Here is a 14,032-nt window from a genome sequence, read left to right as displayed (position 1 = left end):
AACGCGACGGTCAGCGTGGCAAAAGACAGCACGCTGGCGCTGGAAGACAATGCCAGCGGCGGGAATGCCATGGTGACCAACAGTGGGCTGATGACCATGGCCGATGAGGCGATGGCAGAAAATACCGTGGTCAAAAACCTTGCAGGCGGTCTGGTAGATGTCAGCGCAGTCAACAGCAAGACTTCCATCGGTTCATTGTCCGGTGCGGGTAATGTCGAACTGGGTAGTAAGCAACTGTCGCTGGGGAATCTACACCTTCCGGAGCCTGACACCATCAGCGGCATTATCAGCGGCAACGACGGCAGCCTGGTGAAAGTGGGTAACGGTACGTTAATCCTGACAGGCGACAACACCTACACCGGTATCACGGATGTCAATGAGGGTGTGTTGCTGGTCAACGGCAATCAATCTGCTTCTACCGGACAGGTCACAGTGAAATCGGGTGCCACCCTCGGCGGAAACGGTATTATCGGCGGCGCGGTTGATGTGCTGGACGACGGTCATATTACCGCCGGTGCCGCCATCAACAGCGTGGGCAAACTGACCACCGGTTCACTGACGCTGAGCGATAACGCCCAACTGGATTATCAGTTTGGTCAGGCTTATACCCCGGGCGGTGCTTTCAACGACCTGATCGACGTGAATGGCTCCCTGACGCTCGACGGTAAGCTCAACATTGAAACCTCACCGGGCGGTAGCTTTGATGTTGGTGTCTATCGCGTCATCAACTACACCGGCACATTGACTAACAATGTGATGGATATTGCTAACGCGCCGGAAGCGGCTGACAGCCTGTATGTACAAACATCGGTGAAAAATCAGGTCAACCTGGTCAACCATGCCGGACTGACGCTGCGCTTCTGGGACGGCACCGGCGGTGAGAATGGCGAGCTGAAAAATAACGGCGTCATCAACGGCGGCGACGGTATCTGGCAATCCAGCCAGGGGAACGACAACTGGACCACCGATGAATCGACACCAGAAGGCGCGCTGAATGCACCGTTTACCGATGCCGCATTTGCCGTCTTCCAGGGGGAAGCCGGTAATGTGACCGTCGATGACAGTAAAGGCGATGTCATCATCAGCGGCGCGCAGTTCGCTACCGATGGTTATCGCGTCGGCGGTGAAGCCATTACTACCGATACCGCCAATACGTTGATTCGCGTCGGTGATGGTACGGTCGATGGCGTCAACTACACCGCAACCATTGACAGCGTGATCCGCGGTACCGGTGGTCTGAATAAAGGCGACCTCGGTACGTTAATCCTGACGGGCAACAACACCTACAGCGGCGGCACGACTATCACGTCAGGGACGCTTCAGGTTGCAGGCGATACCAACCTCGGCGCAGCAGAGACCGGAATCACCTTTAACGGCGGTACGCTGAAATATGGTGAAGCGTTTGATACCGCCCGTCAGGTGACGCTGGAATCAGGTGGTGGGACATTCGACACCAACGGACATGATGTGTCCCTGCTGACGGAAGTCGAAGGTAACGGTCAACTGACCAAAACCGGTAAAGGTTCACTGACGCTGACGCTGGATAACACCTATACCGGCGGCACCACCATCGAACAAGGTGTATTGCAGCTCGGCACGGGCGGTACGATAGGGAGTATTGAAGGGGATATCGTTGATAACGGCGTGCTCAACGTTAATCGCGCCGATACGTTGGCGTTAAGCGGAAACATCAGTGGTGCAGGCCAACTGCATCAGACCGGTAGCGGTACAACGGAGCTGCAAGGCCAAAACAGCTACAGCGGTGCAACGCTCATCACCAGCGGGGTATTGCAAGCCGGTGATACCAATACTCTGAGCGCCGCCTCGCACCACTATGTTGTCGCGGGCACCACCCTGAATACCCAGGGTTATAGCCAGACAGTCGCAGGGCTGAGCAACGGTGGCGATGTGTCGCTCACCGGCCAGCAACCAGGCACAACCTTAACGGTTAAAGGGGATTACAGCGGCGAACAAGGCACTATCAACATGGCTGCCCGGCAGAATGCCGGCGGCACAGGTATTGCTGACCGACTGATTATTGATGGCGGTAAAGCCAGCGGAAGCACGCTGCTGGATGTCGACGGCTCCGGCCTTGGCGCACCGACCGTGGGTGACGGTATCGAAGTGGTCACGGCGCTCAACGGTGCAACGACGACGGCGCAAACGTCGCGGGATGCCTTCCATCTTGTCGCTGAACGTATGGCTGCGGGTGCCTTTGAGTATCAGCTCCACGCCGGAAACGCTCAGGGCCAGGGCGAAAACTGGTACCTGAGGAGTGAATATCGTCCGGAAACCATGCTGTATTCCGGTCTCGCCAGCGTGGTTCGCCAGGGGGACATCAGTCTGTTGGGCAACATGCACCAGCGTATGGGTGATGAGGTTAAACCGGGTATTGATGAAGACAATCGCGCCTGGGCGAGAATTATTGGTTATTCCGGTAAAACCAAACTGGATGATGCAGCCGGTACGCAAACCAGTTCCCATACCATGGGTATTCAGGTCGGCGTCGATATGTACGCCAATGAAAGCTGGAAAGCCGGTATGTATACCAGCATTCTGGATATCGACAGCAATGTAAAAGGCAGTAAAACGGGCAGCAACGGCAAAGGCGGCAACATCGACGACAACGCATTTTACGTTGGCGGTTATGCTACCTGGTTCTCTGGTGACGGTATGTATGTCGATAACGTGCTGCAATACGGGAACCATAAATCCCGCCTGTCAGCATCGGGTAACAACGGCTCTTACACTGTCAAAGGCAATACGCTGACGGCCTCAACTGAAGTGGGTAAAGCATTCCGTTTAGGTGCCAGCGCCTGGAGCCTGGAACCGCAGGCTCAGTTGATCTATCAGTACAGCAACTTTGATAACAGCACGCTGGATGGTGTGACCCAAACGAAAGTGAAAATGGATACCGCCGATTCGTTTACCGCGCGTCTGGGCGTGCGTCTGGTCGCGGACTACGACACCAACCATGGCAAGTTCCAGCCGTACGGCCGGGTCAACGTATGGCAGGGTCTGGGTTCCAAAGATAAAACGCACTTCAGCAACGCGGTCGCCACCACCACGCTGGAATCTTCACAGCAGTACTCCAGCACCGAGGTTGCAGCGGGTCTGTCGTGGTCTATCGACCGTAATCTGCAGGTCTACGGCGAACTGGGGACACAGTTCAGCAACGGCAGCAATAAATCGCAGGTTGAAGCCCCGGTCAATGCGTCGATTGGCTTTAAGAAATCGTTTTAAGCTGGCATAAACTCGCAAGCCCCCTGTTCACAGGGGGCTTTTTTTGTCGCTCCAGAATACAGCGCTGCCTGAAACGCTGCACTTATCACGCCTACGGATTAGTGTTCGTTCTTGCAGGTCGGATAAGGCACAGGCGCCGCCACCCGACAACGAGAAAGAATTCAGACTAAGGGGAACAACAAAGAGGGATGAGATTAACGGCTATATTGCGCTAAGAGTGAAGGAATCTCTTCTGCCAACACCGGGGGAGAAATGAAGAAGCCTTGAATTTTGTCACAGCCAATCTGCGTCAGGCGATCAAGTTGAGACTGGGTTTCAACCCCTTCGGCCAGGACTTCAATGCCAAAATTGTGCGCTAAAGAAATGATACCCTCAATAATCCTTGTCGATTTAGTGTCGGGCTCTATTTCGGTGACAAACTCTTTATCAATTTTTAAGGTATCAAAAGGATATTTCAACAGATAATTAAGATTAGCGTGCCCGGTACCAAAATCATCAAGCGCTAACTTGACCCCGATTGCCTTCAGTTCCGTCATATTTTTCGCCGCTATTTGGCTGTCACACAGCGGCGATGTTTCCGTTACTTCAATCTGGCAGCGATGAACCGGAAGGCCGGAAGCGGCCAGGTTTTGTCTGATTCGTTGAGGTAAAAGAGGATCGCAGAATTCAAGTGCAGAAATATTTACTGATAATACAAGAGGTTCGGGCCAGGTACTCGCAACATTCCACGGCGGGCTGGCAACCATATCTTCAATTGAAAATATATTGCCGCTGTCTTCCAGTAACGTAATAAATACATCAGGAGAAATCATACCCATCTGAGGGCTGTTCCACCGCATTAATGCTTCAAATCCGCTAATACACTCGGTATGTAAATTAAAAATAGGCTGATAAACCATATAAAGTTGACTGGTATTCAATGCCTTTTCAAGCGCGGTGAGCACCTCATCGGAATTAAACATTCCCCCTCTCCCTCTACAAATCATATAAATTAAAAACCAGTCAAAGTCACTCCCGAGTTGTACCTGCTGTTAAATGCGTTACATCAGAAAAGAATAGCCAGGTTAGGGTAAAAAAGACATGCTGTGGGTAAATCTGACAATCAGTTTATTCAGATCAGAGGTATTAGTCAGTCCCAGCTTGGCGACAACTCTCATCTTATGCGCCTGAATAGTCTTATAGTTCAGACTAACCAACTCAGAGATTTCCTTGGCAGAATAACCACTTACCAATAGATTGAGGATTTGTTGTTCTCTTTCCGTCAATCTCTTCTGCGAACGATACAGTCGGGGATTCCATTTCCCGACCGACAACGTAGCCAACTGAGCAAAATCACGCAATGAGGATTTCTCAGTCAATACTATGGTTTTTTCAACGTATAATAATTCAACACATAATTTCGCCACCAAACTATCAGCAACGATAACGACAACGCTATTATAAAACTTGAACCGGTTTTTATTCAAAAACTGCACAATGGCAGAACAAGGCTGTTCATTGTTAATGATATTAAAAACCATTGTCTGATGCTGGCATAATGACGACTGCTGCAACATATCCTCAAACTGGAATGTTTTTATCGGCACATGTTTGCTTGTCAGGTAGGCAAACATACCGTTGCCCACAAAATTATCACTGCCACACATCAACATCCTGTTCACCGCTCCTTATAAGCTTCTAATTTTATTACTCATTAAAAATTTAATAATGGTTTTCTCAACTTCAGCCTCTTCACGACGGTTATTAAAATCGAACTCGCAAGAAACCTGATGACAGGAATACAATTGATTATCCTCATCAAATTCGTTGATCGCGACGACATCAATGACTTTTAGATCAAGCTGAAAACTGCCGAACGTATCAAAATCCAGAGCAGCATTTTTAATCACTGCATCCTTGTAAAGAAAACGGGCATTAACATCTTTAGCGATTAACGCACAACCACCCTGAGAGATGTTTTTAATCTTAAGTGAGTAGTTCTCTCCGTTTTTGTAACGACCAAAACAGAAAAAATCGAACCCCTTCAGAAAAGAAAACCGCTGATTCTGTCGCTGTTGGGCAAAGAAAATCATATCCGGGATGAGGTAGGATATTCCTGCCTCAGCACCTGTTGATGGGGTGGCTTCAAATCTGGCGCTAAATTTTATAATCCCGCTGTCACTGTGCAGGATAAAGTATTGGATCTTTTCAGGAATGATGTCTTCATGACCGGTGACCACAAAGCGTTCGAAATCGATCCTTTCTAACTGCGTGATGACGCTGGTGTTTTCACATAAAACTTCCAGCTTCGTCTTCTTATGCAGCTCTTCACGAAGGATAGCGATGATCTCAAACTTGTTGTCCTTTGCTAATCCAAAGTTCATTCTAAAACCCTTATTTCCATATTTAAGATATGTCTCGACCCCGGTCTGATGACAGACAAAAATGCGAGATCAGCATCCACCCCTGGTGCCTAATTACCATAGTGGATTCCATGTCGAACAGTTGATTAAAACTTAAGTTTTTAACTATCTTTCGTCACTTATTGATACGTAAAAACATTTAATCAGAATTAATTTTAGCTTAAGCCATGCCTAAAACCATGCAAACCTACGCAATAGCTATAACAAAAGCGAATAACAAGACTTTTCAAAATGCGATTTTGAGATAATAAATAGCAATAATCGCATAGAAATAAAATAGGAAAAATGCTGTAAAACTAAGGAGTTGACAATACAGAGCGTGGACGGGGGGTGCTGAACCTATAGGCACAATATCCAGCAGGTGGTCATTAGCCAACTGATACCAATACCATGACGTCTCATTTCACAGGAATGAATGTATCATTCAGGTATATTAATCGTAATTTAACTTAAGTGATAAAAAGGCCAGCATGATGCTGGCCCCGGTAAATACCGAATTAAATTAGAGTGGCAAACTCTCTTACAGAGGGTACAGCGTTAAAAATTCAATACCGTTGTTTAACGATTGCCCGGGCAGAATCAGCAATTATCATCATTGCCCCAGCCAACATTAACGTGTTTTTTAGCACCAGACGTCCCGCCCCCGATAAATACGGAAAGCCGTAGTGTAAATCACCCAATAGCATAACCCATACTTCTGGTATGGTAATTAAAAACAACAAGGTGACCACCGGCGTTGCAAATGCCAGAATTTCCCCCATCAATCCTGACCAACGGCTAATCGGTCAAGGTTAATCCAATTCGCTCCCCCTGCCCCAGTAAACGAAGATATTTTTCCATGACGGCAATCCTACTTGTACAAAATTGCAGTGACATAAGTACTGCTATCAATTCTCATCGAAGTAATTTTCCATGATGATGCCAGCTTTTCTTGCGCCAGTTTAGCAATGTCCTCTTCGACATCAGAAGGTGCCGCTGAAATAGCGGATACACTGACGTGGGCCAAAAAACCCCCACACAGGTGGGGCAAAGATGCAGACTCTATATTTATTATTGAACGAGAGAAAACAGATCGTTTAATGACTCACTCATACTTGGATGGGTAAATATTTGGTCACGCAACACGGTATAAGGTAACCCGGCATCCATCACAGTTTTAATGATATTAATCATCTCATGCGAATCCACACACAGCAGTGAGACACCTAATATCTGCTGCGTATCCGTGTCCACCACAGCTTTAAGTACACCACGCGTATCATCCATGACTCGCGCCCGTGGAATCGCAGCGACGGGAAGCGTCACCACCTGTACCGCCGCACCGCTGGCACGGGCCTGCTCTTCTGTCATCCCCACGCGGGAAAGTGGTGGTGTCATAAAGACGGAATATGGCACATTTTGCCGATCGCCGGTGTTTCTCACCCCTTCGCCTAACAGGCCATCACGCACAATACGGAAGTCGTCCAGTGAGATATAGGTAAATTGCAGCCCCCCTGTTACATCTCCCATAGCCCAGATGTTATCCGCCGACGTCCGCAAATATTTATTCACAATAATGCAGCCACGATCGTTCACATCGACACCGGCTTTTTTCAGTTGCAGCTGTTCCGTCGCTGGCTTGCGGCCTGATGCGACCAGCAGTGCGTCAACAACCTGTTCCCCTTCCGGCATCTGTAGCTGCACCGCGCCATCATGAGACGAAACCGACTGCACCTTAGCATTGAGGATCAGCTCTACGCCTTTATCGCGTAAAATATCAGCGATCGCATCGGCGATATCCCGGTCCTCACGGGGCAAAAACAGCGGTGCAGCCTCAAAAATAGTGACCTGACTGCCGAAGTTGGCAAACATCGACGCGAACTCAACGCCGATATAGCCACCCCCCAGGATACCCAGGCGCTGTGGGCGTTGGGTCAAATTCAGCAACCCGGTGCTGTCAAAGACGCCCGGCGTACTGGATAATCCCTCAATATCAGGAATCGTCGACTGTGCACCGGTATTAATAAAAATCTTCTCACCGCTCAGCTCAAGCGTTCCTGTCGACTGCATTACCCGCACGGTATGGTTGTCGACAAATTCAGCACGCCCTTCAATCACGTCCACATTTTCCAGATTGGCCAGATTATGGAAGTTTTTATCGCGCAGAAAACTGACCACGGAAGCCTTACGCTGCATCGCAGTTGCAAAGTCATGCTGCAGCTCAGCATCGTGTACCAGGGTTTTGGTTGGAATACAGCCGATATTAATGCATGTTCCGCCATACATGGTGTTGGATTGCTCAATAATTGCTACCCGCCAGCCCGTCTTTGCCAGCGTAGCCGCCAGCGTCTTACCTGCTTTGCCAAATCCAATAATGATCGCCTGATATTGTTTCATGCTGCCTCTCCGCAAAGTCATTGTTCATTTGTTACTCTGGATTATAGGCAGTGCCCTGTCAGGCCAGCATATCCATAACGCGCAATTTTTTGTTCAATCGTCTAAGACCAAATAATAAAAACCAAAAATCTGCCAAACAAAACAAAAAGTAACTATTTGATAAAATTAATTTAATGTAAAAATATGGCGATAATTACGGTTCTATCAACAACAATAAAAATTGTTCAGGAGTCTTTATGGATGCACTTAGCCGCTTGCTAATGTTTAACGATCCGCAGGGTTCTATTGATCAAAACTGCGTATTGAGCAGAGACTGGCAACTCCCTCATGCAGCAGGTGAGTTATCCGTGATCCGCTGGCATACGGTAACCCAGGGTAGCGCTTTACTGGAGATGCCTGATGGCAACACTTATACACTGCGTCCTGGTACGGTAGTCATCTTGCCGCAAAACTCCGCGCATCGGTTGTGCCAGTCAGGTGAAGAGCAAACGCATATTGTCTGCGGAAGTCTGCAACTACAGACATCCTCCCGCTATTTTTTAACCGCGCTGCCGGAAGTTTTGCTGCTGGCACCTGGCGAAAATAGCCCCGGTTACCACTGGCTTAAGGCGATGATCGGGCTGATGCAGCAGGAATCATTGAGCATGCTGCCCGGTTCCAACGTTGTGTGCAGCCAGCAATGCGCCACGCTGTTCACGCTTGCCGTTCGCGAATGGTTATCTCAGGCCCCCCCTGCCAAAAATGTGCTGAATCTGCTATTACATCCCCGACTGGGAGCGGTGGTGTTCCAGATGCTGGAATCACCCGCACATCCCTGGAGTGTTGAAGAACTGGCGCAGCGCGCGCATATGTCCCGGGCCAGTTTTGCTCAACTGTTTCGCGAGGTTTCAAACTCCACGCCGCTCGCCGTACTCACTACATTGCGTCTGCAATTCGCCGCCCAGATGCTGTCGCGCGGCGCCCAGCCGTTGGTCGTGATTGCCGAATCGGTGGGATATGCCAGTGAGTCATCTTTTCACAAAGTTTTTCTGCGTGAATTCGGCTGTACGCCTGGTGAGTACCGTAAACGGGTGAAGGCGCTGGAATCATAGCGCCCACCTTCAAAGGATTGAAGGCGAGCGCTACCAGGGGCTATTTCTGGGTGCGATGCCTGTGTAGCCACATCAGCTTATACGCTGCCGGAATGATGAACAGTGACAGCAAAGGTGCCGTGATCATGCCGCCAATCATCGGTGCAGCGATACGGCTCATGACTTCAGACCCGGCTCCCGTTCCCCATAAAATCGGCAGCAGACCCGCAATGATGACCGCGACAGTCATTGCTTTAGGACGCACACGCAGTACCGCTCCGTGGTACAACGCCTCATCCAGTTTATCTACGGTAAAGGTTTGCGGGTTTTCCAGCGCAGGCTCTGCTTCAATGGCGTGGCGCAGGTACATCAGCATCACCACGCCAAATTCGGCAGCCACGCCTGCCAGTGCGATGAATCCTGTCCCGGTCGCGACCGACATATGGAATCCCATCCAGTAGAGAAACCAAATTCCGCCTACCAACGCAAAGGGCACACTGGTGATAATCAACAGTGCTTCGCCAAAACGACGGAATGCCAGATACAGCAGCACGAAGATAATCATCAGCGTCATCGGCACCATCAGTTTAAGCTTGTGGCTGGCGCGCTCAAGCAGCTCAAACTGCCCGGAGAATGCCACGCTGGTTCCCGGTTTTAGCTGGACGTTTTCAGCAATCGCTTTTTTCAGATCGTTCACCACCGACACCATGTCGCGATCGCGGGCATCAATATAGATCCAACTGGTTGGCCGCGCGTTCTCGGTTTTCAACATCGACGGCCCCGAAACCACCTGCACATCTGCAACATCAGCCAGCGTGATTTGCTGTTTCATTGGCGTCAGTATCGGCAGATGCCGTAGCGTTTCTGGGCTATCGCGATAGCTTTGTGGATAACGCAGATTGATCGGATAGCGGGCGATACCTTCAACCGTTTCACTTACCATGGCACCGCCTACCGCTGAGGTGATAAACAGTTGCACATCGCCGACGGTCATCCCATAACGGGCGGCCTTTTCACGATGAATATCTACGCTAAGATAACGTCCGCCGACCAGACGTTCAGCCAATGCGGATGCCACGCCAGGCACCGTTCTTGCGACTTCTTCGATTTGCTCTGCCGTGGCGTCAATATCCGACAACACGGTACCCGAAACCTTAATACCGATAGGACTTTTAATCCCCGTAGAGAGCATATCGATACGGTTACGAATTGGCGGGACCCACAGATTCGCCAGCCCCGGTAAGCGAACGGTTTTGTCCAGTTCCTCAATGATTTTGTCCATCGTCATCCCCGGACGCCACTGATCCTGCGGCTTCAGTTGGATGGTGGTTTCCACCATTTCCAACGGCGCGGAGTCGGTCGCCGTTTCAGCTTTACCGGTTTTACCAAACACGCGCGCCACTTCAGGAACCATCATGATGAGCTTATCGGTTTTTTGCAGCATATCTGCCGCCTGCGCTGCGGAAATCCCCGGCAAGGTTGAAGGCATATACAACAGATCGCCTTCGTTAATCTGCGGTAGGAATTCGCCCCCAACCTTATTCAGCGGGAAGATGACGGTCAGGATCGACAGCACCGCCACCAGCAGGGTCGTTTTCGGCCAGTGCAGCACTTTCAACAATAACGGGTGGTAAATACGAATCAGGAAACGGTTAAGCGGGTTGCTGCTTTCCGCCGGGATCTTGCCACGGATCCAAAATCCCATCAGGATCGGGATCACCACAATGGCCAGAAACGCAGCACCTGCCATAGCGTAGGTTTTGGTAAACGCCAGCGGACCAAACAACCGCCCTTCCTGCCCTTCAAGGGTGAAGATAGGGATAAACGACAGCGTGATAATCAGTAAGCTAATAAACAGCGCCGGACCGACTTCCACCGAGGCGTTGGTGATGACTTTCCAGCGAGTTTCGTTATCCAGCGTTTCACCCGAATGCTGATGCCCCCACTCTTCCAGCCGCTTATGCGCGTTCTCAATCATCACGATTGCGGCATCGACCATCGCCCCGACCGCAATGGCTATCCCCCCAAGCGACATAATGTTGGCGTTCAGTCCCTGGAAATGCATCACGATAAACGCGATACACAGTCCCAGCGGCAGAGAAATAATGGCCACCAGCGCCGAGCGGATATGCCACAGGAACAGCGCGCACACCAGCGCTACAACGATAAACTCTTCCAGCAGCTTGTAGCTCAGGTTATCAATCGCGCGATCGATCAGTTGACTGCGATCGTATGTTGTAACTACTTCAACGCCTTCTGGCAGACTGCTCTTCAGCGTTTCAAGTTTAGCCTTAACCGCGGAGATCACCTCGCGCGCATTTTTACCGGAGCGCAGGATCACTACGCCTCCTGCCACTTCGCCTTCGCCATTCAGCTCGGCGATCCCGCGGCGCATTTCCGGCCCAATTTGTACGCGGGCAACATCACGCAGATAGACCGGAACGCCATCTGTGCCAGTTTTCAGCACGATATTATTAAAGTCATCAAGGGACTGCAGATACCCACTGGCGCGGACCATATATTCCGCTTCTGCCATTTCGACAGATGAACCACCGGCTTCCTGGTTTGAGGCATCCAGCGCCGATTTCACCTCACCCAGACTGATGCCATATTGCGTCAGCTTCATCGGATCGATGACAACCTGGTACTCTTTGACCACACCACCCACCGAGGCAACTTCCGCCACGTTAGGGATAGTTTTCAATTCATATTTTAAGAACCAGTCCTGCAGGGAACGTAATTGGGCAAGATCATGTTTGCCGCTGCGATCCACCAGCGCATATTCAAATATCCAGCCGACCCCTGTCGCATCCGGTCCCATTTCAGCACTGACGCCAGCGGGTAATTTCCCCTGCACCTGGTTGAGATATTCCAGGACACGGGAGCGCGCCCAATAAGGATCGGTCCCGTCTTCAAAAATGACATATACGTAAGAGTCGCCAAATTGCGAGAAACCACGCACCGTTTTCGCTCCCGGCACCGACAGCATGGTGGTGGTCAGCGGATAGGTCACCTGATTTTCAACAATTTGCGGCGCTTGCCCCGGATAACTGGTTTTGATGATCACCTGCACATCAGAGAGATCGGGCAGTGCGTCAACCGGCGTATTCACAATGGTCCAGGTGCCCCAGATGCTGAGAAACAGCGCCCCTATCATCACCAGGAAACGGTTTGCCACCGAGCGGCGAATAATCCATTCAATCATTTATCATGTCCTCAGTGTGAATGGGTCGCCTGGGCTGGCATCGCGGGTACAGCGAGCGTCCCGTTTGCCTGGGCGCGCATACGATCCAGGGCGCCAGAAATATTCGCTTCGGAATCGATCAGAAACAGACCGCTGGACACCACGTTTTCACCTTCGCTCAAACCAGAGCGAATGGCCGTTACCCCCTGAGACTCATGGAATACGGCTACCTGCTTAGGTACAAATCGTCCTTCATTATCGACGGTGATAACCCGCTGTTCGGTACCGGTATCAATCAGCGCTTTAGACGGGATCAGCAGCATCGGCTCGCTTTGCGTTTTTAGTTGCAGATAGGCATTCATTCCCGGCTTAAGGGCCTCATCCGGGTTATTAACCTGTAGACGAAGCTGGAGCGTGCGCGTCGTGGAATCCACACTCGGCAAAATACTCCATTTGCTAATGGTGAAGGATTTACCCGGCCAGGCAGGTACGGTAATGGTGAATTGCGAGGCGTCTTTAATCAGCCAGGCGATAGATTCCGGGACTGAAGCACTGACCCAAACCGGATCCATTCCCTGAATTTTCGCGACCACATTATCTTTTGAGATGTTCATACCAGTACGTAAATCAAACGCGGTAATCACCCCATCAATAGGGGCCTTCAGGGTAAAGCGGGTCTGAATTTTCCGCGTCGCTTTCAAGCGTTGAATGTCCGCCTCCGGCATTCCCGCCAGGCGTAATCTCTCCAGAATACCTTCAACCTGCGTCGCGCTGCCGCCCGTTTCCCGCAGCAGTAAATATTCACTTTGTGCTTCTACCCAGTCAGGAATTGTCAGATCGATAAGCGGCGAGCCCTGCTTAATTTTGTCGCCCACAGTCAGCGGATAAACTTTCTCGATAAAGCCTGCCGAACGCGCCTGGACAATGACAAATTGATATTCGTTATAACTGACGTTCGCCGGGAAAGTTTGTGCATATTGCAATGGCCCACGGCGCACGGGTTCGGTTTTTAGCCCCAGATTCTGAGTCTGTGTCGGGTCAATACGCACACCCGGTGCGGATGTACTCGCCGTCTCTTCATCGGCATATTTCGGGATCAAATCCATATCCATAAACGGAGATTTACCCGGTTTATCAAACCGCGTATTGGGATACATGGGGTCGTACCAGAATAAAACTCTACGCTCTTCTTTTTTTTGAGCAGCGCCGGTATCGGCCGATACTTTTGCGGATGAATAATAGGTATACACACCGACAGAAATAATTCCGCCGACAATCATGCTGCCGAGAATAAGCGCGGTATTTTTAATATTTAAAGACGCCATAGTGATTTCCATTGCGCGATAGTCTCGCCCGTGTCCAGGAAAACCCGGGCAAGAATAAAAGAGACCAGCGAGATCCGTTATTTACTGATGTGAATATCGCGTAAGACAGAGAGATTTCCCTGCTGAACAAACGTAAATGCAACTTTATCGCCTGGCTGAATATCGTCGGCCCTGGTATCAGATACCAGCGTGAAACGCATCGTCATTGCCGGCCAGTTCACTGCGGGAATAGGTTCATGTTTAATCGTGACTTTTTTGCTATCCATATCAATAGATTCAATCACGCCTGTCGCACTAATCACTTGCTCCTGCTGGGCCGCAGGCGCCATATTCATCATCTCGCCATGCTGATGTTCATTGGCCTGAGCGTTAAACATGACTACAGATAACACAGTAAACAAAGCGGCTTTAGCGGTAGTTTTCATGCAATAT

Annotated in this window: 9 protein-coding genes and 2 pseudogenes; 2 read left to right on the top strand and 9 right to left on the bottom strand. The window is 50.3% G+C overall.

Translation table 11 applies throughout. The annotated features are described in order from the left end of the window. Positions 1 to 3,243, top strand: a 3,243-nt coding sequence (locus tag JTI85_RS21325; RefSeq protein ID WP_255575477.1) for an autotransporter outer membrane beta-barrel domain-containing protein, incomplete at its 5' end; no start/stop codon positions are given. 194 nt (positions 3,244 to 3,437) lie between these two features. On the opposite strand, the gene JTI85_RS06920 is transcribed toward JTI85_RS21325, so the two are convergent. The 6 genes and pseudogenes from JTI85_RS06920 to rclA form a co-directional block, all read right to left on the bottom strand. Next, positions 3,438 to 4,205: a bifunctional diguanylate cyclase/phosphodiesterase gene (locus tag JTI85_RS06920; protein ID WP_048212357.1), complete on the bottom strand. Its 768-nt coding sequence runs from the start codon at positions 4,203 to 4,205 to the stop codon at positions 3,438 to 3,440. Between the two features lie 102 nt (positions 4,206 to 4,307). Continuing rightward, on the bottom strand, positions 4,308 to 4,889 hold the full coding sequence (locus JTI85_RS06915) for a LuxR family transcriptional regulator (protein WP_170927356.1): 582 nt from the start codon (positions 4,887 to 4,889) through the stop codon (positions 4,308 to 4,310). A gap of 21 nt (positions 4,890 to 4,910) precedes the next feature. Continuing rightward, positions 4,911 to 5,606, bottom strand: coding sequence for a flagellar brake protein (locus tag JTI85_RS06910; protein ID WP_219352327.1), 696 nt, complete (start codon positions 5,604 to 5,606; stop codon positions 4,911 to 4,913). A 584-nt stretch (positions 5,607 to 6,190) separates the two neighbouring features. Next, a pseudogene (locus JTI85_RS06905) lies at positions 6,191 to 6,430 on the bottom strand (DUF417 family protein); the annotation flags it as partial. A gap of 65 nt (positions 6,431 to 6,495) precedes the next feature. Then, positions 6,496 to 6,645: pseudogene (locus tag JTI85_RS06900) on the bottom strand (YdgH/BhsA/McbA-like domain containing protein); the annotation flags it as partial. 50 nt (positions 6,646 to 6,695) lie between these two features. Next, positions 6,696 to 8,021 (bottom strand): reactive chlorine resistance oxidoreductase RclA, encoded by a 1,326-nt coding sequence (gene rclA, locus JTI85_RS06895; protein ID WP_137364666.1) that lies wholly within the window; start codon positions 8,019 to 8,021, stop codon positions 6,696 to 6,698. A gap of 236 nt (positions 8,022 to 8,257) precedes the next feature. Between rclA and rclR the strand changes: the two genes are divergently transcribed. Next, a complete protein-coding gene (gene rclR, locus JTI85_RS06890) occupies positions 8,258 to 9,112 on the top strand; it encodes a reactive chlorine-specific transcriptional regulator RclR (protein WP_199982261.1) in 855 nt (284 codons plus the stop codon). Positions 9,113 to 9,152: 40 nt separating this feature from the next. Here rclR and JTI85_RS06885 read toward each other — a convergent pair whose 3' ends face one another. The 3 genes from JTI85_RS06885 to cusF form a co-directional block, all read right to left on the bottom strand. Continuing rightward, positions 9,153 to 12,296 carry a CusA/CzcA family heavy metal efflux RND transporter gene (locus JTI85_RS06885; protein ID WP_219352325.1) on the bottom strand — a complete coding sequence of 1,048 codons (3,144 nt, stop codon included), beginning with the start codon at positions 12,294 to 12,296 and terminating at the stop codon, positions 9,153 to 9,155. Between the two features lie 11 nt (positions 12,297 to 12,307). Beyond that, entirely contained in the window at positions 12,308 to 13,600 is a 1,293-nt protein-coding gene (locus JTI85_RS06880) for an efflux RND transporter periplasmic adaptor subunit (RefSeq protein WP_219352323.1), read from the bottom strand. Positions 13,601 to 13,677: 77 nt separating this feature from the next. Then, a complete protein-coding gene (gene cusF / locus JTI85_RS06875; RefSeq protein ID WP_061067467.1) occupies positions 13,678 to 14,025 on the bottom strand; it encodes a cation efflux system protein CusF in 348 nt (115 codons plus the stop codon). Between the last annotated feature and the right edge of the window lie 7 nt (positions 14,026 to 14,032).

Source organism: Citrobacter sp. Colony219, from assembly GCF_019382635.1.
Lineage (GTDB): Bacteria > Pseudomonadota > Gammaproteobacteria > Enterobacterales > Enterobacteriaceae > Citrobacter > Citrobacter youngae.
This window is presented reverse-complemented; position numbering and strand designations above follow the sequence as displayed.

Coding starts and splice junctions, on each gene's coding strand:
- rclA (WP_137364666.1), bottom strand. CDS start 8,021: ATGAAACAATATCAGGCGATCATTATTGGATTTGGCAAAGCAGGTAAG.
- cusF (WP_061067467.1), bottom strand. CDS start 14,025: ATGAAAACTACCGCTAAAGCCGCTTTGTTTACTGTGTTATCTGTAGTC.
- JTI85_RS06915 (WP_170927356.1), bottom strand. CDS start 4,889: ATGTGTGGCAGTGATAATTTTGTGGGCAACGGTATGTTTGCCTACCTG.
- rclR (WP_199982261.1), top strand. CDS start 8,258: ATGGATGCACTTAGCCGCTTGCTAATGTTTAACGATCCGCAGGGTTCT.
- JTI85_RS06920 (WP_048212357.1), bottom strand. CDS start 4,205: ATGTTTAATTCCGATGAGGTGCTCACCGCGCTTGAAAAGGCATTGAAT.
- JTI85_RS06910 (WP_219352327.1), bottom strand. CDS start 5,606: ATGAACTTTGGATTAGCAAAGGACAACAAGTTTGAGATCATCGCTATC.
- JTI85_RS06880 (WP_219352323.1), bottom strand. CDS start 13,600: ATGGCGTCTTTAAATATTAAAAATACCGCGCTTATTCTCGGCAGCATG.
- JTI85_RS06885 (WP_219352325.1), bottom strand. CDS start 12,296: ATGATTGAATGGATTATTCGCCGCTCGGTGGCAAACCGTTTCCTGGTG.